The organism is Okeanomitos corallinicola TIOX110 (assembly GCF_038050375.1).
Taxonomy (GTDB): Bacteria; Cyanobacteriota; Cyanobacteriia; order Cyanobacteriales; family Nostocaceae; genus Okeanomitos; species Okeanomitos corallinicola.
This window is the reverse complement of the sequence record NZ_CP150886.1, coordinates 1,579,840-1,602,486: the sequence shown is the minus strand read 5'-3', so window position 1 is coordinate 1,602,486 and position 22,647 is coordinate 1,579,840. Positions and strand designations below refer to the sequence as shown.

23 protein-coding genes are annotated in these 22,647 nt (G+C 38.0%); 10 read left to right on the top strand and 13 right to left on the bottom strand.

Annotated features, from left to right (window positions below; translation table 11 throughout):
• Positions 1–3 precede the first annotated feature (3 nt).
• From fghA to WJM97_RS06925, 3 genes are all read right to left on the bottom strand, one after another.
• Positions 4–852, bottom strand: coding sequence for an S-formylglutathione hydrolase (fghA, locus tag WJM97_RS06935; RefSeq protein WP_353932310.1), 849 nt, complete (start codon positions 850–852; stop codon positions 4–6).
• A gap of 73 nt (positions 853–925) precedes the next feature.
• The gene (locus WJM97_RS06930) at positions 926–1,360 is read right to left on the bottom strand and encodes a DUF29 domain-containing protein (RefSeq protein ID WP_353932309.1); all 435 of its coding nucleotides are present in this window, start codon (positions 1,358–1,360) and stop codon (positions 926–928) included.
• An 83-nt stretch (positions 1,361–1,443) separates the two neighbouring features.
• Positions 1,444–2,553: an S-(hydroxymethyl)glutathione dehydrogenase/class III alcohol dehydrogenase gene (locus WJM97_RS06925; RefSeq protein ID WP_353932308.1), complete on the bottom strand. Its 1,110-nt coding sequence runs from the start codon at positions 2,551–2,553 to the stop codon at positions 1,444–1,446.
• 341 nt (positions 2,554–2,894) lie between these two features.
• On the opposite strand from WJM97_RS06925, the gene WJM97_RS06920 reads away from it, so the two are divergent.
• The 3 genes from WJM97_RS06920 (at position 2,895) to WJM97_RS06910 (ending at position 5,088) form a co-directional block, all read left to right on the top strand.
• The gene (locus tag WJM97_RS06920; RefSeq protein ID WP_353933121.1) at positions 2,895–4,178 is read left to right on the top strand and encodes a valine--pyruvate transaminase; all 1,284 of its coding nucleotides are present in this window, start codon (positions 2,895–2,897) and stop codon (positions 4,176–4,178) included.
• 5 nt (positions 4,179–4,183) lie between these two features.
• A complete protein-coding gene (gene rimM / locus WJM97_RS06915) occupies positions 4,184–4,837 on the top strand; it encodes a ribosome maturation factor RimM (protein ID WP_353932307.1) in 654 nt (217 codons plus the stop codon).
• Between the two features lie 110 nt (positions 4,838–4,947).
• Entirely contained in the window at positions 4,948–5,088 is a 141-nt protein-coding gene (locus tag WJM97_RS06910) for a hypothetical protein (RefSeq protein ID WP_353932306.1), read from the top strand.
• 20 nt (positions 5,089–5,108) lie between these two features.
• Here WJM97_RS06910 and WJM97_RS06905 read toward each other — a convergent pair whose 3' ends face one another.
• Positions 5,109–5,849, bottom strand: a complete 741-nt coding sequence (locus WJM97_RS06905) for a dienelactone hydrolase family protein (protein ID WP_353932305.1) — start codon at positions 5,847–5,849, stop codon at positions 5,109–5,111.
• A 264-nt stretch (positions 5,850–6,113) separates the two neighbouring features.
• On the opposite strand from WJM97_RS06905, the gene WJM97_RS06900 reads away from it, so the two are divergent.
• The 5 genes from WJM97_RS06900 to cysH all read left to right on the top strand — a co-directional run bounded on the left by WJM97_RS06900 (position 6,114) and on the right by cysH (position 10,547).
• Positions 6,114–6,383, top strand: coding sequence for a hypothetical protein (locus WJM97_RS06900; RefSeq protein WP_353932304.1), 270 nt, complete (start codon positions 6,114–6,116; stop codon positions 6,381–6,383).
• Positions 6,380–6,559, top strand: coding sequence for a type II toxin-antitoxin system HicA family toxin (locus WJM97_RS06895; RefSeq protein ID WP_353932303.1), 180 nt, complete (start codon positions 6,380–6,382; stop codon positions 6,557–6,559). The genes WJM97_RS06900 and WJM97_RS06895 overlap by 4 nt, the downstream gene beginning before the upstream one ends.
• 142 nt (positions 6,560–6,701) lie before the next feature.
• Positions 6,702–9,083: a phosphoketolase family protein gene (locus tag WJM97_RS06890; RefSeq protein ID WP_353932302.1), complete on the top strand. Its 2,382-nt coding sequence runs from the start codon at positions 6,702–6,704 to the stop codon at positions 9,081–9,083.
• Positions 9,084–9,197: 114 nt separating this feature from the next.
• Positions 9,198–9,716, top strand: a complete 519-nt coding sequence (locus WJM97_RS06885; RefSeq protein WP_353932301.1) for a DUF29 family protein — start codon at positions 9,198–9,200, stop codon at positions 9,714–9,716.
• A 126-nt stretch (positions 9,717–9,842) separates the two neighbouring features.
• Entirely contained in the window at positions 9,843–10,547 is a 705-nt protein-coding gene (cysH, locus tag WJM97_RS06880; protein WP_353932300.1) for a phosphoadenosine phosphosulfate reductase, read from the top strand.
• A gap of 440 nt (positions 10,548–10,987) precedes the next feature.
• Here cysH and WJM97_RS06875 read toward each other — a convergent pair whose 3' ends face one another.
• Positions 10,988–11,230 carry a GUN4 domain-containing protein gene (locus WJM97_RS06875; protein WP_353932299.1) on the bottom strand — a complete coding sequence of 81 codons (243 nt, stop codon included), beginning with the start codon at positions 11,228–11,230 and terminating at the stop codon, positions 10,988–10,990.
• A 249-nt stretch (positions 11,231–11,479) separates the two neighbouring features.
• On the opposite strand from WJM97_RS06875, the gene WJM97_RS06870 reads away from it, so the two are divergent.
• A complete protein-coding gene (locus tag WJM97_RS06870; RefSeq protein WP_353932298.1) occupies positions 11,480–12,715 on the top strand; it encodes an exonuclease SbcCD subunit D in 1,236 nt (411 codons plus the stop codon).
• A gap of 109 nt (positions 12,716–12,824) precedes the next feature.
• A complete protein-coding gene (locus WJM97_RS06865; protein WP_353932297.1) occupies positions 12,825–13,250 on the top strand; it encodes a hypothetical protein in 426 nt (141 codons plus the stop codon).
• A gap of 142 nt (positions 13,251–13,392) precedes the next feature.
• Here the strand turns inward: WJM97_RS06865 and fabD are convergent, their stop codons facing one another.
• The 8 genes from fabD to WJM97_RS06825 form a co-directional block, all read right to left on the bottom strand.
• The gene (fabD, locus tag WJM97_RS06860) at positions 13,393–14,274 is read right to left on the bottom strand and encodes an ACP S-malonyltransferase (RefSeq protein ID WP_353932296.1); all 882 of its coding nucleotides are present in this window, start codon (positions 14,272–14,274) and stop codon (positions 13,393–13,395) included.
• 81 nt (positions 14,275–14,355) lie between these two features.
• On the bottom strand, positions 14,356–15,357 hold the full coding sequence (locus WJM97_RS06855; protein ID WP_353932295.1) for a beta-ketoacyl-ACP synthase III: 1,002 nt from the start codon (positions 15,355–15,357) through the stop codon (positions 14,356–14,358).
• A gap of 126 nt (positions 15,358–15,483) precedes the next feature.
• Positions 15,484–16,509: a phosphate acyltransferase PlsX gene (gene plsX / locus WJM97_RS06850; RefSeq protein ID WP_353932294.1), complete on the bottom strand. Its 1,026-nt coding sequence runs from the start codon at positions 16,507–16,509 to the stop codon at positions 15,484–15,486.
• 131 nt (positions 16,510–16,640) lie between these two features.
• A complete protein-coding gene (gene sppA, locus WJM97_RS06845) occupies positions 16,641–18,476 on the bottom strand; it encodes a signal peptide peptidase SppA (protein ID WP_353932293.1) in 1,836 nt (611 codons plus the stop codon).
• A 70-nt stretch (positions 18,477–18,546) separates the two neighbouring features.
• On the bottom strand, positions 18,547–19,596 hold the full coding sequence (gene fni, locus WJM97_RS06840) for a type 2 isopentenyl-diphosphate Delta-isomerase (RefSeq protein ID WP_353932292.1): 1,050 nt from the start codon (positions 19,594–19,596) through the stop codon (positions 18,547–18,549).
• Positions 19,597–19,682: 86 nt separating this feature from the next.
• Positions 19,683–20,147, bottom strand: a complete 465-nt coding sequence (locus WJM97_RS06835) for a GUN4 domain-containing protein (RefSeq protein ID WP_353932291.1) — start codon at positions 20,145–20,147, stop codon at positions 19,683–19,685.
• Between the two features lie 137 nt (positions 20,148–20,284).
• On the bottom strand, positions 20,285–20,782 hold the full coding sequence (locus WJM97_RS06830; protein ID WP_353932290.1) for a DUF937 domain-containing protein: 498 nt from the start codon (positions 20,780–20,782) through the stop codon (positions 20,285–20,287).
• Positions 20,782–22,497: an ATP-binding protein gene (locus WJM97_RS06825; RefSeq protein WP_353932289.1), complete on the bottom strand. Its 1,716-nt coding sequence runs from the start codon at positions 22,495–22,497 to the stop codon at positions 20,782–20,784. Before WJM97_RS06825 ends, WJM97_RS06830 begins: the two co-directional genes overlap by 1 nt.
• Positions 22,498–22,647: the final 150 nt, after the last annotated feature.

The window sequence follows — 22,647 nt, the reverse complement described above, 5'->3', positions numbered from 1 at the left end:
TAACTATTCTAATCCAAAAGCGATCGCATGATGACGAATATGATCAGCAACAAAGGTAGCAATAAAATAATAACTATGGTCATATCCTGGTTGATAACGGAAGTTTAAAGGTTGATTTACCTTAGCACAGGCGTTGATAAATTCTTCTGGTAATAATTGATGGTTTAAAAATTCATCGGCTGTTCCCTGATCAATGAGAATTGAACTATGATATCCCACTTTTTGCACTAATTCACAGGCATCATAATCACGCCAAGTTTCCTGATTATTACCCAAATACAGACTAAATGCTTTTTTTCCCCAAGCACAATTCATCGGTGTAACAATAGGTGCAAAGGCAGATACTGATTTATAAATATCTGGATTTCTCATTGCACAAATTAATGCCCCATGTCCACCCATTGAATGACCAAAAATGCTTTGTTGATCTGGTTGAGTTGGGAAATTACTGTTAATGACTGTGGGTAATTCTTGGACTATATAACTATACATTTGATAGTGCGATTTCCAAGGTTCTGCTGTTGCATCTACATAAAAACCTGCACCTGTACCAATATCCCATTCATCATTTTCACCAGGAGTACCAGTCAGTCGTGGACTTGTATCTGGTGCAACTATAATTATGCCATATTTAGCTGCCCAATATTGCGCCCCTGCTTTAATCATAAACACATCTTCTCTGCAAGTTAAACCAGAGAGAAAATACAAAACTGGTAATGGTTTTTGTGTAGCTTGTGGTGGTTGATAAACGGAAAACCGCATCTCACATTTACAGAGATTTGAGACATGAGAATAAAAGCCAAGTTTACCATCAAAGGATTTATATTCAGCAATCAAATTAATATCAGTCATGGGCAGTTAATTATGTCATTAAATCATCGTTGGCAGGTTCACCAGGAAAAAAGCGATCGCTGATAATTTCCTCTCAAATATAATTACATTTTTCAGGAAAAGTTGAAAGGGGTAAGTTTGTTTCTCCTGATGCTAAATCCTGACCATTTTCATAAGCTTCATTAATCAATATTTCTATCTGAGATTTTAGACTGGGATTTTCATGTAATAATTTGACAATATCCCGTCTTTGAATCCGAATTGCTGCTAACCAACTACGACTACGTTTACTTGGTTGATATTCCCATTTTAATAAATGTCCAATTAAGATACTTAATCTATTTCTTATTTCTTGTCTTTCCTTTCTCCCCAAAGATTCAATTTCCTCAATTATATTAGATAAATCAAGCTGATTCCATTGTTGATTTTTGAGCAGGTTAGCTTGTTGTTGAGTCCACCCATAAAAATCACTTTCATAGATGTTTTCTCTCAAGTTTGCTGCGTTTGATTGAATTTTAGGTGTTTGCATAATCAAAACCTGCTGTTTAATTCAATTATAATATAGGGTGAGAAGCTGTTGCTAAATTTGCATTGCTTCTCATTTACACAAAATTAAAATGTCACCACACTACGAATTGATTCTCCTTTGTGCATTAAATCCATAGCATCATTAATTTTTTCAATCGGCATGACATGAGTAATTAAATCATCAATATTTATTTTTCCATCCATATACCAATCTACTATTTTTGGGACATCAGTTCGTCCTCTTGCACCACCAAAGGCTGAACCTTTCCAAACTCTCCCAGTCACCAATTGAAAGGGACGAGTGCTAATTTCTTGACCTGCACCAGCGACACCAATGATTACACTTACACCCCAACCTTTATGACAACATTCTAATGCTTGACGCATAACTTTAACATTGCCAATACATTCAAAAGAATAGTCAGCACCACCTTTAGTTAAATCTACTAAATAAGGCACTAAATCACCTGCAATTTCATTGGGATTGACAAAATGTGTCATCCCAAATTTCTCAGCTAAGGCGCGTTTTTTGGGATTAATATCAACTCCTACAATCATATTTGCTCCCACCATTTGTGACCCTTGGATCACATTTAGACCAATGCCACCCAAACCGAAAACTACGACATTTGCACCAGGTTCAACTTTGGCGGTATTAATAACAGCACCGATACCAGTGGTCACGCCACAACCGATGTAGCAAACTTTATCAAATGGGGCATCTTCCCGAATTTTAGCTACAGCAATTTCTGGTAATACCGTATAATTAGCGAAAGTGGAAGTACCCATGTAATGGTGTATCATCTCACCACCGATACTAAATCTACTCGTACCATCGGGCATTACACCTTTGCCTTGGGTAGCGCGAATTGCTTGACAGAGGTTAGTTTTAAAACTTAAACAATAATCACACTGGCGACATTCTGGTGTGTATAAAGGAATTACATGATCTCCGGGTTTAAGGCTTTTGACATCTTTGCCTACTTCCACCACTACCCCAGCACCTTCATGACCTAAAATAGCGGGAAATAAACCTTCTGGGTCTGCACCGGAAAGGGTATAAGCATCTGTATGACAAACCCCACTGGCTTTGATTTCTATTAATACTTCTCCTGCTTGTGGTGCTTGGAGTTGCACTGTTTCAATAGTTAGGGGTTTACCTGCACTATGAGCTACTGCGGCTTTTACTTCCAAAATTTCTCTCTCCTAAGTGAAAGTTATCACCATGAGTTTATCAAAATTCCCATTTTCAAGTTTTCTAATTATGATGAACTCCCATAGTTTTTTTGAGCCATCCCTTGTCAAATTTTTATCTGCATGGTACATTAGTACCAATTACAAGAGAAATCCCCCACCCTCACAAGTGGGGCTTTTATTTATCAGCTTTTATAATTTTTGCAGTTTTAGAAGTCAGAGATTTTGTTAAAATTTCATTCACTGGTTTAAATTGGATAAAAGCGTCAAAAATTATAAATGACGCAACTATCTAGTAATACATCTCTCGATAACTATTTATTTAATTTTTCACAACCATGATGAAACCTGCCCTTACGAAAATCGGCGCTCAAATGTCCAACTTAACTGGAGTGAGAGCGATTATGAAAGATATTAACGAAACACTGAAAGCTAATCAGGGGCAGGAATTATATAATTTAAGTGCCGGCAATCCGCTGATTTTACCAGAGGTAGAACAGTTATGGCGGGACTGTACCGCAGATTTGTTAGCTAGTTCTGAATATGGTGAGGTTGTTTGTCGTTACGGTTCTTCTCAAGGTTATGCACCATTTATTTCGGTGATGGTGAAGGATTTTAATCAGCGTTACGGCTTAAATTTAACGGAACGGAATATTTTAGTTACTGCTGGTAGTCAAACTATTTATTTTTATGCGGCTAATGCTTACGGTGGATATACTGAAGATGGTGATTTAAAGCAAATTGTTTTACCTTTAAGTCCAGATTATACTGGCTATGGCGGGGTAAGTTTATGCCCAGAGGCGTTAATTGCTTATAAACCTACTCTTGATATTGACAGTAATAACCATAGGTTTAAATATCGTCCAGATTTTAGTCAACTGGCTATTAATGACAATACTGGTTGTGTGATTTTCTCTCGTCCTTGTAACCCCACAGGTAATGTTTTAAGTAATGATGAGGTGGAGAAAATCGCGGCTTTAGCTGCACCATTTAATGTCCCTGTGTTGATAGATTCAGCTTATGCACCTCCTTTCCCAGCGTTGAATTTTACGGATATGACACCTGTGTTTGGTGAAAATATTCTCCATTGTATGAGTTTATCAAAGGCGGGATTACCGGGTGAAAGACTGGGAATAGCCATTGGGGATGAAAAACTATTGCAGGTTTTAGAGTGTTTCCAAACTAATTCAGGGATACATTCTTCTCGATATGGTCAGGCGATCGCTGCCCGTGCGATAGAATCAGGTGCATTAGGCAATATCGCTGAAAATGTGATTCGTCCTTTCTACAAGAATAAGTTTGATGTGTTGGAAAGTACATTAGATGCAGCGATGCCTCAGAATGTACCTTGGTTTTTACATCGTGGTGAAGGTGCTATTTTTGGTTGGTTATGGTTGCAAGATTTACCCATGACTGACCGGGAATTTTATCAGGAATTGAAAAAAGTGGGTGTAATTGTTGTCCCTGGTAGTAGTTTCTTCCCTGGTTTGAAAGAAGATTGGGAACATAAACATCAATGTCTGCGTATCAGTTTAACTGGTAGTGATGAGGAAATTACTATCGGTATGCAGCGTTTAGCTCAGGTAGCTGAACGGGTTTATCAAGATGCAGCGGTGAGTGTGTAAGAGAAATGAACAACGAAGTCACAAAGGAAGCGAAGAAGAAGAAGAGGAAGGGTAAGGTGAGTAAAAAATCTTCCCCAGTCACCAGTTCCCAGTCACCAATCACTAATCTTGACGATTGGATGGAGATTGGTAAAATTGTTGCACCTCAAGGTTTGGGTGGGGAGTTGCGGGTTTATCCGAATACGGATTTCCCGGAACGGTTTGTGGAAGCGGGGACTCGGTGGATATTGCGGCCTGGGGAGAAAGAACCGCAACCAGTGGAGTTACTGGGGGGAAGATATCTTGAGGGTAAGAATTTATATGTGATTAGATTGGAGGGAGTTAGCGATCGCACATCTGCGGAAAATATGCGTGATTGTCTGTTGTTTGTACCGATTGGCGATCGCCTACAATTAGCACCAGGTGAATTTCATGTGATGGATTTGATCGGTTTATCAGTCTTTATCCAAGCATCTGGGCAATTAATCGGAACTGTTGTGGATTTAATGCCTTCTGGACATGATTTATTAGAAGTGAAATTGGATGATAATTTTGCTGAAGATAAAGCCGGAAAAACAATTTTAATTCCCTTTGTCATGGAAATTGTGCCAGTTGTGGATTTAGAAAATCGGCGAATTGAAATTACTCCTCCCCCTGGTTTGTTATCTATTAATGATTAAAATCATGTAATCAAAAGTCTTGTGGGGTGGGCATCTTGCCCGCCCAATAATATTTGAATTTATAAGGTGCTAAAATATTGATAAAGTAAACAATTAACTAATTTAAAGTTATGGTTACTCAACCTCTACAAACAACTTCATCAGAGGTCATTTACCCAGACTGCGACGGAAAACCAATGGCTAATAATATAGAACAATTCCGTTGGATATTAGTAATTCAAAAAACAAAAAACAAAATCCCCGATTTTTAATACTTCGGGGATCTATAAAATTAATGCTTAAACTTCCGTTCCAAGAAATCAATTATCTGTTCCCAAGCAGAAGTAGCAGCAACGGGATCATAACGATAACCATCATCTCTCATAAAAGTATGTTCTGCTTCATAAGAGAAAAATTGATGATGGATATGAGAACTTTCCAAAGCATGAATAATAGTGTGTCTATCATGTTCAGAAATATGGGGATCTTGAGTACCAAAAATTAATAACATCTCTCCTTTAATTTCCTCAACTCTGTGAATTGTATCTGCTGTACCTTTACCTAATTTACCGATAGGAATACCTGTAGGATAACAACATACAGAGGCTTCAATTTCACTTTCAAAAGCTGCCCGAAAAGCTAAATGTCCACCGATACAAAAACCTAAAGCACCGATTTTTTCAGCAATAACAGAATCTTCATTTTTTAGCCAATTAATGACAGCGCGAGTATCATTGTCGTATTCAGAAATTAACGTTCTGCGTGCATCATCATTACCGCGCATTCTCCCCAAATCATTAGGTTCAATTACAGCACCAACAGGTTCTATCCGGTGAAAAATTTCCGGTGCTGCAACGACAAAACCAAACCCAGCTAAATAATTAACTAAGCGAATTATCGCATCACCTAATTGATAGATGTCGCTGTAAAAAACAATGCCCGGATATTTACCTTCTCGTTGAGGAGATGCGACATAAACCCGCATTAAACTATCATCAACTCTTAATTCAATATTGCGTTTAATGATTTTCATTTTTCGTTTTTTAATACAGTGTTATTTTGTAATTCTTCAGGTTTGGTAATAATCAGTAAAGTTTGATAAAATCAGAGGATGAGGAATTGGATTTAGATGTAATTTATTTTTCAAAAACAATAATTATTTTAGAGTGTCTGATAATCAACTCTGTAAAACAGCATTATCAATAGTTTGCTAAATTACTCTATGGTTAATACACCATACATATCCTATCTTAATGGAATTACAAGAATTCATTAAGTATCATGAGCATAAATTATCATGAATAGCTTATACTATATAATTAAGTTGTGCATTCTTAAACAAACTATTGATGAGGTAAAAACCATCATGGAAACAATTAAAAAGAAAAAATATACTTATTGGCAAGATGAAGATATGTTTATCGGTTATTTAGAAGAATATCCCGATTATTGGACACAAGGAACTTCACTAGAAGAACTCCAAAACAACTTAGTAGATTTGTATCAGGAATTTAGCAGTAATAATATTCCTGCTATCAGAAAAGTTGCAGAGTTAGAATTATTGTGAAAAGAAAAGACTTAATTAAACAAATAGAAGAAATGGGTTGTATTTTTATTAGACATGGTGGAAAACATGACTGGTATCAAAATCCTATGACTAAAGTATCACAACCCATTCCCAGACATCGAGAAATTAATGAGAACTTAGTTAAACATATTCTGAAAATGCTGCAAAACACTTAACTCCTAGCCTTCTCCCCCTTTCTGCGTGAAATAAAAAAAATCTATAACTTCCCACCCAAAAAACCAATCACAGGTAAGATGACACCAAAACAACAACCCAATACACTGATATTGGTGTAAATACCTCTTACCGGAGTTGAAAATGACCTTAGCCAGCACTCCAAAACAAAAACCTTTAACAGACACAGAATTACAACAGATTAACGCATATTGGCGTGCAGCCAACTATCTCTCAGTTGGACAAATATACCTCCTTGACAACCCCCTACTGAAAGAACCCCTTAAACAAGAACACGTTAAACCAAGACTTTTGGGACATTGGGGAACAACACCAGGACTGAATTTAATTTACGCGCACCTCAACCGGGTGATTAAAAAATACGACCTCAACACCATTTACATTGCAGGCCCCGGACATGGTGGCCCCGGACTTGTAGCTAATACTTACTTAGAAGGAACATATAGCGAATATTACCCCAATATCTCCCAAGATGCCGAAGGGATGCAAAAACTATTTAAGCAATTTTCCTTTCCTGGTGGTATCCCTAGTCACGTAGCCCCAGAAACACCCGGTTCTATCCATGAAGGGGGAGAACTTGGTTATGCTTTAGTTCACGCTTACGGTGCTGTATTTGATAACCCTGACTTAATTGTCGCTGCGGTTGTGGGTGACGGGGAAGCGGAAACCGGACCCCTAGCGACAAGTTGGCATTCTAACAAGTTCCTTAACCCTGTGACAGACGGTGCAGTTTTACCAATTCTGCATTTGAATGGTTATAAAATTGCTAACCCCACCGTATTAGCACGGATACCAGAGGATGAATTAGAAAGTCTATTTATCGGCTATGGTTACAAACCTTACTTTGTGGAAGGTGCTGACCCTGCGGATGTTCACCAACAAATGGCAGCAACTTTAGATACTATCATTGCGGAAATTCAAGGTATCCAACGGGAAGCGCGGGTACATGGGTTTACGAAACGTCCCCAATGGCCAATGATTATTTTACGCACTCCTAAAGGTTGGACTGGCCCCAAGGAAGTAGACGGGAAGAAAACAGAAGACTATTGGCGATCGCACCAAGTCCCCTTTAGTGATATAGCTGGTAAACCGGAACATCTTCGTTTATTAGAAGACTGGTTAAAAAGCTACAAACCCGAAGAACTCTTTGACGAAACCGGAAAACTCATCCCCGAACTTGCAGAACTCGCACCCACAGGTCAGCGTCGGATGGGAGACAACCCCCACGCTAACGGTGGTATTTTGCTGCGGGATTTAATCATGCCAGATTTTTGCAACTATGCAGTAGAAGTACCCAAACCAGGAACAGTCAACGCTGAAGCTACAAGAGTAACTGGTAATTTCCTCCGGGATGTGATGCAAGAAAACCTGGAAAGTAGCAACTTCCGAGTTTTCGGCCCCGATGAAACCGCCTCCAACCGCCTTGGTTCTGTATTAGAAGTCACAGACCGTACCTGGGTAGCAGAAACTCTCCCCGAAGATGACCATTTATCAGTCAATGGTCGGGTGATGGAAATCCTCAGTGAAACCAATTGTCAAGGATGGTTAGAAGGATATTTGCTAACAGGAAGACATGGTTTCTTCTCCTGTTATGAAGCATTTATTCATATCGTTGACTCCATGTTTAACCAACACGCTAAATGGTTAAAAACAACCCGTCATATTCCTTGGAGAAGACCAATAGCATCATTAAATTATCTTCTCACTTCTCATGTTTGGCGACAAGATCATAACGGTTTCTCACACCAAGATCCCGGTTTTATTGATCATGTAATTAACAAAAAAGCTGATGTGATTCGGGTTTATCTTCCACCCGATGCGAACACTTTATTATCTGTCACCGACCACTGTTTAAGAAGTCGCAACTATGTAAATGTGATCGTAGCTGGAAAACAACCAGCATTACAATATTTAGACATGGATGCAGCTATAAAACACTGTACTAAAGGTTTAGGAATTTGGGAATGGGCAAGTAATGATCAAGACGGTGAACCAGATGTGGTTATGGCTTGTGCTGGAGATGTTCCAACTTTGGAAACATTAGCAGCAGTAGATATTTTACGGCAAAATTTCCCAGAATTAAAAGTGCGGGTAGTGAACGTTGTAGACTTGATGACACTACAACCAAAAAGTGAACATCCCCACGGTTTAAGTAGCAAAGATTTTGATATTATCTTCACCGCAGATAAACCAATTATCTTTGCTTTTCATGGTTATCCTTGGTTAATTCACCGTCTCACCTATCGTCATACAAATCACCAAAATCTCCATGTTCGTGGTTATAAAGAAGAAGGTACAACAACCACACCTTTTGATATGGTAGTGATGAATGATTTAGATAGATTCCATTTAGTAATGGATGTAATAGATCGTGTACCAAAATTAGGTTCTAAAGCAGCTTATGTGAAACAAAAATTACAAGATAAATTGATTGAACATAAGCAATACATCCAGAAACACGGTGAAGATATGCCGGAAATTCGAGACTGGAAATGGCCTTATTAAACCATAACAACTAAATAACTTTTAGATTCCCCAATTTGTTGAAAATTAGGGGATCTTTTTTTGAGTTTTTTGTTATATTAATAATAATGAATTTGCAAATTGAGGTTAATAGAGATGACACAGGAATTAGTAGACCTCAGAAATAGTATTTTACAAGGACGTTATCACGATGCTTTAGCAATTGTTGATGAATTAGAGGGGATGAGTAAAAAAGCGATACTACGACAAATTAAATCTTTTCTCAAGGTATTGTTAATACATCTGATTAAAAATCAAATCGAACAAAGATTAACAAATTCTTGGGTTGCTTCCATTCGTAATTCTCTGGTGGAAATTCAAGATATCAATTTAAAAGAAAACAAAAAATCACATTATATAAATCAAAATGAATGGAATAGTTGGTTAACAGAAGAAATTGAATTAGCAATTGCTGACGCTGCTTTAGAAGTTATGAATGGTAAATTTTCCAGAAAGCAACTTTCGCAACTTCTAGATAACCAAAAGTTGATATTAATAGCTACAGAGTTACTTGATTTTACCTATATTTATCAAATCAGAGAATTGCCTGATATGATAGATGAATATGTTGGTAAATTACCCGGTGGTGAAGATTGGAAACTAGGTAAAAAATAAACTCAGTATCTATCAGTGTAGTGATACCCGTACATCACAATTACCTAATTATCGAGAGGAATAGGTGTCTTTATAAGGTAGGATGAATCTTAAAATAAAGTAAACATATTTTATTAGGGAATCATCATGACAGTCGCCGCAGCTTTTGATTTAGATAGCTTAAATAAGCAGTTTGACACCGCTACCCCTACAGAAATTCTCACGTGGTCTGTTGAAAACATACCCACAGGTTTAGTACAAACCAGCGCTTTTAACGTTGATGACATCATCATCACCCATATTCTTTATACTATTCTCAAGCGTTCAGTTCCCGTTATCTTCCTTGATACCTTATATCACTTCCCGGAAACCCTCGAATTAGTTGCTAAAGCTAAAGAAATTTATAACCTAGACTTAAAAACTTACAAAACTCCAGATGTAGACACCCGTGAAGCTTTTACTGCTAAGTATGGGGAAGCATTATGGGATGCAGATATTACCAAATTCCACCAAGTTACCAAAATTGAACCACTCACACGCGGTTTAGATGAACTAAACACAATCGCTTGGATTACAGGTCGTCGTCGTGACCAAGCTGTTACCCGTGCAAATATGCCTGTTTTTGAATTAGATAACCAAGGACGTTTAAAGGTTAATCCTTTAGCAGCTTGGACTCGCAAACAAAGCTGGGCTTATGTTGCAGAACACAAAGTGATTTACAATCCACTACATGACCAAGGATATCCTAGCATTGGTGACGAACCTATTACTACAAAAGTAGGTGAAGGTGAAGACGAACGCGCTGGACGTTGGAGAGGAACCGGTAAAACTGAGTGTGGTATTCACATTTAGTTATCAAAGTAGGGTGTGTTAGCAACAGCGTAACGCACCTTAATTTTATGTCTTATGTCTAATTTTGCATTTGTCTGAATCAGGATGTCCAGGATTATAGGATTTTCAGGATGTGATTGATAAGTTATTTGTGGGGATTTTTGAAATTTAAGTTTCGCGCAAAGACGCTAAGAAGCAAAGACGCTAAGAAGAAATTGTCTGAATCAGGATGTCCAGGATTTGAGGATTTTTAGGATGTTTTTGAATGATGAGTTTCAATGATTATTAACTATCTATAAATTACCATCCTGTTAATCCTTTAATCCTGGTTATCCTGATTCAGACAAAGTAAAACCCAATATCACATTTTTTAAGCGTTGGGTTTCGTTCCTCAACCCAACCTACATTTACTTTAAATGTTACAATCTACAAGTCTCGACGCGAGAGAAGAGCTTCAAACCTTATTTACCATCACTGTATTTTACCCACAATTGGTCAATGGTACGGAAGTCTGCACAGGGAAAATTATCAATACTCTTAACATCTAAATCACCTTTTATTTCCCGCTTCGCAACTGCTAACATGACCCTGTATGTTTCCATATCCGCTTCTTTCCAGTTTTCAGCTTTGAGGTAGTTTTGCAGTTGTCTGTAATCCATTCCGACATCTGATTTTAATTCTATCTCTTGGTTAAAAAAATCCATCTTTCTCTGTGTCCTCTGTAGATGTATGCTTAAATATGTCCGTGATTTTAACATAACCCAAGCATCAAAAATAATGGAACGCAGATAAACGCAGATAAACACAGATAAAAATTAAAACATCTTCCCTCCGTGTCCTCTGTGCCTCTGTGATTCGTTATCATAAAACCTATGTAAAATCTCTCTCAAACTCTCCCCTCTCTGCGTCCTCTGCGTCTCTGCGGTTCGTTAAAAAAAATCCCACTCACCAACATGATTAAAATTCTCCATCTTTCAGATATCCACATAGGAAGCGGTTTCTCCCACGGCCGCATTAACCCCATAACAGGCTTAAATACACGATTAGAGGATTTTGTCAATACCCTATCTTTGTGTATAGATCGCGCCCTATCAGAACCAGTAGATATGGTGATATTTGGTGGTGATGCTTTTCCCGATGCTACCCCACCGCCCTACGTACAAGAAGCCTTTGCTAGTCAATTTCGTCGCCTTGTAGATGCAGATATACCAACGGTTTTGTTAGTTGGTAATCATGATTTACATTCCCAAGGAGTCGGCGGTGCAAGTCTTAATATTTACCGCACTCTCGGCGTTCCTGGTTTTGTCGTCGGTGACACTTTAACTACCCATAGTATTCAAACCCGTAACGGTAAGGTACAAGTAATTACCCTTCCTTGGTTAACTCGTTCCGCGTTGATGACTCGGAAGGAAACCGCAGGTTTATCTATGGGGGAAGTCAACCAAATGTTAACAGAACGCTTAGAAGTAGTATTAGAAGGGGAAATTAGAAAACTTGACCCCGATGTACCTACTATACTTTTAGCCCATTTGATGGCGGATAATGCTATGTTGGGGGCGGAACGTTTGTTAGCTGTGGGTAAGGGTTTTACGTTGCCTTTGTCTTTGTTAACGCGACCTTGTTTTGATTATGTGGCTTTAGGTCATGTTCACTGTCATCAAAATTTGAATAAGTCTAATGACCCACCGGTGATTTATCCTGGGAGTATTGAACGGGTAGATTTTAGTGAGGAGAAGGAAGATAAGGGTTATGTGATGGTGGAGTTGGAGAAAGGTAACGCAGAGTGGGAATTTTGTCCTTTACCTGTGCGTACATTTGGCACTATTGAGGTAGATTTATCTAAGAGTGATGATCCGCAAGGGGTTTTGTTAAAGGCGATAGCCAAGTATAATTTAGAAGATACTGTAGTTCGGTTAATTTATAAATTGCGTTCTGAACAGTTAGATTTAATTGAAAATTCTGTAATTCATAAAGCTTTAAGCACAGCACATACCTATACAATTCAACCAGAATTAGTTAGTCAATTAGCTAAACCCCGAATTCCCGAATTAAATGCTAGTAGTAGTATAGATCCGATGGAAGCGTTAAAGACATACTTAAATAATCGGGACGATTTAAAAGACCTTGCTACACCTATGTTAGAAGCTGCACAAAATTTATTAGCAGATGATGGCATATTACTGAGTTAGAAAATTAGTTAGTAAAGAAGTTCAAAAGTCAGTTATATTTAACATTGCTAACCCCCCACTTTTAGGTGTATAAAAAAATCACACTTGATAATTATTTCAGGGGTTTACTATGTCGAAGTTAATATCTGCAACACTGATAACTGCTGCTTTATTATTCACACCTACTAATAATGCTGATGTGACATTAGCTGGAACTTGTGCATCTCGTTGTGGTCCGCGTCCATTGGAATTTAAACCTGGTCAATACATTCGTGTACAAGTGGTAAACCGCACACCAAGAGTTTTGCAACTGGAGAAATTTCCAGAAATGCGACGGATGTTTTTACATCCAGGGAAAGAATACACTATAGATCAAGCAAATGCTACAGAACCTAATTTTTCAATCATTTTTTGGGATGATACGGGTAGGTCTTTAGACGCAAGTGTTTCTAAACCTAATTTTGGTACTCTGCGTTTAGAATTGCGTCCTAGTGAGAAGTTTCCAGGTTATCGTTCTCTTTATCTTCTCAATGATGGGAAGGTGAATGTATTTTAAACTCAAAGACTTTTTAATACAGCAGTTTTCAAAAATTATGAGGTACACATCTAGGGGACTGTTCGGCCAGCACTATAACGGTTTTATCATTCCAGTTTGTATCCTTCATGAATGAAATCTGCTGTATATCAGAATCTACTTCCTAAGTTGGTAACTCTTCAGTTTTCCTAATATTCTGCAACTCCACATCTTTAACTGTCCGTTTAATTAAACCAGTTAAAACATTACCGGGTCCAATTTCTACTACTTTTGTAATCCCATTTTCTGGTAATTGTAAAGCAATTTCTCGCCAACGGACAGAACCAGTCATTTGTTGAGTTAAACGCTGTTTTAAAATCTCTCCATCAGTAGCAGGAATTGGGTCAACGTTGGAAGCAACAGGTACATTTGCAGTTTGAAAAACCGTAGCATTTAAAATTTCTTGAAATTCCTGAGACGCAGTTTTCATTAAATGGGAATGAAATGCACCAGAAACTTTCAAGGGTACAGCGCGTTTTGCTTTCACTTGTGACATCACAGCTTGTACAGCTTCTGGACTCCCAGAAATTACAACTTGTCCAGGACTATTATCATTAGCTAAAACTACATCAGGAGTGTCAGAAATTACTTGATCTAACTGTTGCCGATCAAAATTCATTAATGCCGCCATCATCCCTCCAGCAGCATTATCCATAATTTCGGCCCGGCGTTTAACTAAGTGTAAACCAGCAGACCATTCAAACACACCTGCTACATACAAAGCAATGTATTCTCCCAAGCTGTGACCAGCAACTAAATCTGGTTTTTCTCCCTTCTCCCGCAATAAGTCGGCGAGAATACTTTCAATTACATATAAACAAGGTTGAGTATAAAGTGTGCGAAATAATCTTTCTTCGTCATTTTGACAAATTTCGCTCACAGACCACCCTAAAATTTCCTCAGCTTGGTCAAATTTGGCTTTGGCAGATGCAATTTCTAATAAATCAATTCCCATGTTTAAGGCCTGAGAACCTTGTCCGGGAAATACCCATGCAGTTTTTGTCATTTGGTAATTGGTAATTGGTAATTGGTAATTGGTGATTAGGGATTGATAAAAATATTTCACCCCCTCTCCCCCTCTCTCCATCTATTTCCCCCATTGAAAAATTGCTGCACCCCAGCTTAGTCCAGCGCCAAAACCGGAGGTGGCAATGATATCATCGGGTTTGATTTTTCCTTGTTTAATTGCCTCATCTAATGCTAGGGGAATGGAAGCTGCGGAGGTGTTGCCGTAATGGGCTACATTACTAATTACTTTATGTTCAGGAATCTTTAACCGATCTGCTACGGCGTTGATAATCCGTTGGTTTGCTTGGTGTAAAATTAACCAGTCTATTTTGTCTACGGTGAGATTTGCCTGAAATAAAGCTTTATCTATAATTTCTGGGACTTTCTGAACGGCAAAGCGATATACTTCTTTTCCATTCATGGAAATGGGGTGATATTTACCTGTAGGTACTTGAATCTCTGGTGTGATCTGTTCTGTTGTGCCTTGATATCCCAGGTTGAGGAAGTGGTTTTGTGTACCATCGCTTTTCAGGGCAAATCCTAACAGGCGATCGCTGCTATTGGCTTGTAAAACTACTGCCCCAGCACCATCACCAAATAATATACAAGTCCGTCTATCTTGCCAATCTACCCAACGAGAGAGGATATCTGCACCGATGAGCAGTACATTCTGATAAGCTCCCGTTCTCAGAAATTGGGCTGCTGTCACTAAACCAAAGACAAATCCAGAACAAGCTGCTGTTAAGTCAAAGGCAACAGCTTTGTATGCACCTATTTCAGCTTGGACTCGACAGGCATTTCCAAATAAGTCATCTGGTGTGGAAGTTGCCAGCAATATTAAGTCTATGTCTTCTGCTTGAATACCAGCAGCAGCGATCGCCTGTTTACTCGCTTCTGTGGCTAATGTAGTCAATGATTCCGGCGGTAATGCTAACTGCCGTTGACTAATTCCTGTTCTTGTGCTAATCCATTCGTCTGATGTTTCTACCAGTTGAGTCAAGGTCTGGTTATCCAGGGCAGTAGCTGGTACTGCCGAACCACTGCCTGTAATTGCTACGCCATGATTAAATAAATTCTGCACTCCTTATCTCCCCAGGTGTCAGTTGTCAGTTTTCAAGAAGCAGTCAGCAGTCAGCAGTCAGCAGTCAGCAAACCTAATTCATGAATGACTAATGACAAATGACTGTGGACTATCCCTTGGAGAAGGCTAATCACTTTCGCTTTGTAGAATTTGATATTGTGACTGTAGTCTTTGTAATACCTGATTGTCTACAGCTTCTTTGGCCATGCGAATAGCACTAAAAATAGAAGGTGCTTGGGAACTACCATGACCGATAAAACAGATTCCGTTTACCCCTAATAATAAAGCTCCTCCATGTTCTGCGTGATCCATACGCTGTTTAACGCGTTTGAGGTTGGGTTTTAAAATTGCTGTCCCAATTTGACCTCGTACACCTTGGGGTAGTTCTTCCCGCAGTATTTGTAGAATTACTCCTCCTACGGCTTCGGCAAATTTTAATAACACGTTACCTACAAAACCATCGCAGACAATCACATCAAAGTCACCTGATAAGACATCACGGCCTTCGGCATTACCGCTAAAGTTAATTTGGGTATTTTCCCTTAGTAATTGGTAGGCTCGCAGGGCTGCTTCGTTACCTTTGGTGTCTTCTTCACCGATATTCAATAATCCTATTTTGGGTTCAGGCATTCCCAATACATATTGACTATAAATTGACCCCATGACCGCAAACTGTTCTAAAAATTTGGGGCGACAGTCTACATTAGCACCAACATCAAGTATTAATACTGGTTGACCTGCTTTAATGGTGGGAAATACTGTCCCAATGGCAGGGCGGTCAATTCCTGGTAGTCTGCCTAAACGTAGCAAAGCTGATGCCATTACCGCCCCGGAATGACCAGCAGAAAATATAGCATCTGCTTGATTATTCTTAACTAAATCCATGGCTATGTTAATGGAAGCCTTACGCTTTTTCCTGACAGCGTTTAAAGGCTCTTCATCCATGGCGATCGCTTCCTCGGCAGGAACAATCTCTAATCCCAACCTATTGATTTTTGGCGGCATAGCAGCTTCAATTTGTTGAGGATCACCTACCAACAGGATTTTGACACCCAATTCTTCTTTCGCTCGCAGTGCGCCAGCGACGATTTCAGCGGGTGCGTAATCCCCTCCCATAGCATCTATTGCTATCCTTACATCAGTCGATCCCATTGCTCCTAGCTCAAAGAAACCTTACAAATTTTATCAGATTGCCATACTCAACAATTAAAATTTATCAAAAAAGCTCTAAAAAAATATTTTCACCTGCTTGATTGAGCCTATACAAGCTTGCTTGTACAAAATTAATCAATCATCAAATTAAAAGGTAAGCGAGCATAAATACCTTGGGGGTCGTCCATTTTCTGTAAGATATCTAGTTCTTGTTGGAATTTATGGAACTCTAGCAGCAATGGGTTAGCTGGTTTAATGGCGGTTTTTTCCACACCTAGCTGGGCTTGAATTTCTTGGAGTTTGCGCCCAAATAAACGTTCTTCTAAGGTTGTCACTTCTGGATATTCTTGTACTTCCCAATCATTACCTAATTTTGCAGCTTTGGCTGCATATTCGATCGCAGCATCAAGACCACCAATTTCATCAACTAAACCGATTTGTTTGGCTGCTGTGCCTGACCATACTCTCCCTTGGGCAATTTCTGCTACCTTTTGTTGTGGTATTTTTCTACCTTGAGCAACTTTACTCAAAAACAGATTGTAGATACGATTAACACTACGTTGATAAAGTGCTAATTCTTGGGGAGATTTGGGACGAGAAACGGTTTGAGTATCTGCAAATTGGGCTGTTTTGACGGTGTCCCAGGTAATGCCATTATTATTGCCTAATTTTTGACCATTGAATAAGATGCCAAATACACCGATAGAACCTGTAATTGTGTTCGGTTCTGCAAAAATGCGGTTAGAGTCACTGGCGATCCAATAACCACCGGAAGCGGCGACATCACCCATGGAAACAATTACTGGTTTACTCTGTTGAGTTAATTTAATTTCCCGTTGCATGATTTCCGAGGCTGTAGCGCTGCCACCGGGGCTATTAATTCTTAAAACTACAGATTTAATGTCTTTATCTTGGCGAATTTTACTAAAGATTGAGGCAAAGCGATCGCCTCCTATTTCTCCATTATCGCCTCTACCATTAACTATTTCTCCTTCGGCATAAACAACGGCAATTTTATTTTCTGAATTACGTTCTACTCCCATTGATTTACCGGAGACTTCTGCATAGTCGGTAATGTCAATTTGTCGAAAGGTTTTGTCGTCTTTGCTGCTATTAGTGATTTTTTTCAGATCGGCAATTACTTGATCTTGATAAGCGACTTTATCCACTAACCCACTAGCTTTAGCTGCGTTGGCTTCTAAAATAGCTTGATTATTGGCGATCGCTTGGATTTTTTGGGGTTGAATTTTCCGGCTTTTACCTACAGATGTACGCCATTCTCCCCAAATATCATCTAATACTTTTTGTGTTTGTTGACGATTTTCTGGGCTAAATTTTTCTAAGGTAAATGTTTCTACTGCTCCCTTAAATTTCCCTACCCGCACCACTTGTACACCAATACCGTATTTTTCTAATGCTCCTGTTAAAAAAAGCGGTTGTGAACTCAAACCATTAATTTCCATCATTCCCACGGGGTTGAGTATCACCTGATCTGCGACGGAACTGAGATAATATTCCCGTTCACTCCAGTCTGTACTATACGCAACTATTTTTTTGCCTGAAGCATGGAATTTATCTAAAGCGCGACGAATTTCTCTCAGGGAAGCATAACCTAAACCGCCAGCTGTTCCTGATTTACTAGCATCTATATAAATACCCACAATCCGGGGATCTCTTTGGGCTTTTTCTATAGTTTCAATGACTTTGCGGAGTGTAATTGTTTCTTCATCTACGCCTGTCAGGGCTTTTTGCAGGAATTCGCTAGAATTAGGTTGACTGTCGGTAATTTTCACGGATAGATCAAAAACCAACATGGATTTATTTTTTACCTGTGAACTGGTATCGCTGGAAGTGGCCGCAGCTATCACTAAAAATAATAAACCCAGAGTGCCAGCACCTGCAAAAATTGTCAGTCCCAATAGGCTACCAATTAAACTAGCAGCAGTTTGTTTAAGAAAGTTAGTCATTAGTAATTAATCATTAGTAATTAGTCATTAGTAAAAAAACTAATGACTAGGAAAAACAATCTATGTTATTTCATTCTATACGCTGTAAGCTGTTAGAGTGCTGTAACTGATCCAAAGTTCTGTTACCAGTACAGAATAATACGGTAGTGATTTCAGCAATTAAGACTTCTGCTAATTGTTGCAGCGCAGTTTCAGATATATCTGCTGCTTTGAGAAAAGGCATGGCTAAACCTGCGATATTTGCACCCAAGGCGATCGCTTTGGCTACATCTAAACCATGACGTAACCCCCCAGAGGCTATTAATGGGACTTCTGGAAACTGGTTTCTGATACTGGTAATACAGTCTGCTGTGGGTATTCCCCAATCAGCAAATGTTCTTCCTAAACGTCTTTGTAAAGGTGTTTCTGCTCTTTCACTTTCCACCAATGCCCAAGATGTCCCACCAGCACCTGCTACATCAATAGCCTGTATTCCTACTGATAGTAGTTTTTCTGCCATTGTCCCAGAAATACCATTACCAACTTCTTTGGCAATTACGGGTACTGGTAATTTACTACATAATTTTTCTATTTTGGCAAATAATCCCCGAAAATTAGTATCACCTCTGGGTTGAATAAATTCTTGTAAGGGGTTGATGTGTAATATCAAAGCATCAGCTTCTAAAATATCAATAATTCGCAGACATTCATCAACCCCACATTGATAATTAAGTTGTACTGCACCTAAATTAGCAAATAAAAGTACATCTGGGGCATATTTACGAATAGCAAAGGTATCAGCAACTTGGGGTTTTTCTAAAGCTACACGCTGAGAACCGACACCCATTGCTAGTTGATATTGTTGGGCAATTTCTGCTAGACGACGGTTAATAATTCCTGCTGGTTCTGTTCCTCCTGTCATGGAAGAAATTAACACAGGTGCATTGAGGTTTTTTCCTAAAAATTTGGTGCTGATATCAATATCAGAGCGATCGCATTCTGGTAAACAACAATGAAGAAAACGATACTTTTCTAATCCTGTTGTTACTTGCTGAAATTGGACATCTTCCTCTAAACAGATGCGGATATGATCAGCTTTACGATCTTGGGTTTGTGTTGGGTTAGTAATAGGAGGTTTCACGAGCAATAACTCCAAGTTGTTATTTTCATTATTGTTGCAAACACGAGAAAAGGAAAGCGATCGCATTTTCAAAAACTAATAAACTATCAACATTCACATTCAATAATTCTTTTTAAAAGTACCCTCCATCCAGCACTAGCAAAACGAGCTAACCAATATCCAGAAAATGTACTAGGAACAAGCCAAGTTATCGGTAAATGACCCACAGGAGCATCATTAGTAAAATTTATTTGCTCACATTTTATCCAATTACCATCATTGCACCAGCCAACTTGTTTAGCTAATAACAAATAGTCTTGATCTAATTCTTTGTAGATATCTGCAATTACATGAAATCCAAACCGTTCATTACTAGCTTCTCTCCACAGCTTATCTATAATTTTTAACTCTGAACAAGGAAATTTTTGTAAATCAGTTGCAGTCATTAACAATTCTTCTCGCTGGTTTGCTCCTGTAATTTCCAGCATGATTTTTCTGGTTTCAATATCTGCTTTCTTCCAAGCTGATTGAGAAAGTAAGTAATCTAGTTTAGTATAGTTGATTTTATACATGATTTTTATATTCCTACAGGATAATACACCCCAATTAAATACTAATATTTTAAATAGATATTTGTAAACATCATAGTTGAAAATTCAGTAGGGGTTTAGCAGTGCTAAACCCTGAAAACTGATCAAGAATTAATTATTTACTTTCCTAAAAAGCGACTAGCTAATTTAATTGCATCAGCAATATCAACATCACCATCACCGTCAGCATCAAGGAATTTATTCAATAATGGATTTCCACCAGATTGTAAGAAATTGAGAACCAAAGGTACTAAACTAGGTAATAATTGTTGAATTAATGCCGGATCTAAACCTGTGCGGTCAGCCGCAATTTGTGCTACTTGTTGTTGAATAACTGGAGAAAACAAAGAGTCTACCGCTTGAGAGTCGGGAGAAGTTCCTGCAAATTGATTTACTAAATTTTCTACCGCTTCAGTTCCTTCATTCGCTTGTTTTGTTTGCAAAGATGAATGTACTTGTTTACCCACCACTGATAAAATAGACTGCATAGTTGAACTATCTGTACCTGTACTATCACTAATCTGCTGAATAGTATTAGCAATACTTACCAGTTTACCTAAACCACCTGGTTGATTAGAATTAGTAACCGAACCGAGAATTTGATCAAAAAGTCCCATTATTTTTTTCCTCCATTAATTGGTAGATAGATGACGAATTCTGTTCCTTGATTTAATTCAGAATTACAACTAATTTTACCTCTATGTTTTTCTACTACAATTTGATGAGTAATTGCTAAACCTAAACCTGTACCAATTTCTCTGGGTTTAGTAGTAAAAAAAGTTTCAAATATCTTAGTTTGATGTTCTGGACTAATTCCCGATCCATTATCTGTAATTCTGATTAATACCCATTTATCCTCAGCGCATTCGGTAATAATGGTGAGTTGTGGTAGAAATTTTGGCTCAGTTTTAGTTTTTTCCTCTAAGGCATCAATAGCATTACTAATGATATTCATAAATACTTGATAGAGTAAACCCATATAGCCATAAATTAAGGGAATCTCTCCATATTTACGAATAACTATAATACTATTTTTAATCCGATTATTTAAAATCAATAATGTACTTTCAATACATGGATGTAAATCTACTAAGTTAATTGTACCTTCATCTAAACGAGAGAAGTTTTTCAAACTGCGGACTATTTCTTTTGTTCTTTCTGTTCCTACTGTCATGGAGTTTAGGATTTTTGGTAAGTCAGTTTCTAGAAATTCTAAGTCAATTTCTTCGGCTACACATTGGACTTTTTCTGGTGGTTCAGGAATTAATTCTTGGTAGGTCTTTAATAAAATTAATAAGTCTTCTACATAGGTTTTTGCGTGTACAATGTTGCCAGAAATAAAGTTAACAGGATTATTAATTTCATGGGCTACACCAGCCAACATTCTGCCTAAGCTGGACATTTTTTCACTTTGAATTAGTTTTGCTTGGGCATCATTTTTTTGTATTTCTAATAATTGTTTTACTTGTTGAATAAGTTGGTTTAAGGCTCTGGCTAATGTCCCTATTTCATCTTCAGTAGTCAGAGGTACTTGCAGTTCAAAGTTAGCTTCCTTGGTAACTCGTTGAGCAATATCTGTAACTGCATTAATAGGGCGAGTAATAATTGTGCTAGTATATACTGATAGAATACTGGCAATTATTACGGATAAACCAATACTGGTAAGAATAATTAACGTTCCTAGTTTTCTAGCTGAATAGTAGTTTAGATCATTTTGCTGTTGAAGTTTATGAATTTTTTCGGTTATTTTCGTGAGAACATGGGAATATTGATAAAAATTTTGTGTAGATTTACTTTGACTAAATTTCCAGATTAATTGTTGAGATATCTTTATATTTTCTGGAGTTGAGTTAAGTAAGGCGATTTGTGTAAGTAGCTGTGTCAGGTCTTGAAAATATGACTTTATTTCTGTATCGTATCTTGTTAATAAAATCTGCAAATTATTATCAGTAGTAACTTCACTCAATTCTTGTAATTGAGAAAATAAAATTCCAATTTTTTGCAAATGTTCTTGCCACTCAGCATTAATGGTGGATGGTAAAGCCTGTTGTTGGGAAAAAATGGAGAATATTTCTTGCTGATGGACTTGAATTTCTAGAATTTCACCTTGTAAACTGCTGAGGATATATGCTTTTTGATTAGTCGAAAGCATTTTTTCTTTAGAAGATTGAAAGTAGAGATCGCCCACTATTAAACCACCCGTTGTTCCCAAAACAGCGATGCCCAAAGATAGTGCATATCCACAAACAATTTTTTGCCGAATACTCAGCCGTTGAAATAAGTTTTGCACCCGCTGTAAATTAGCAGCAATGACATTAGATTTTAAATTCATCGTATAACTCGCCGTTGAACTTTTCCCTGTAGTCAGGTTGAAATTAAAAACAAAGAATTCACCAGCCAGTCATTAACAGTTATCAGTTATCGGTTAACAATTAAAAATTAACAATTGTAATCTTGTTACCGTTAGCTTTTACTGATTCAA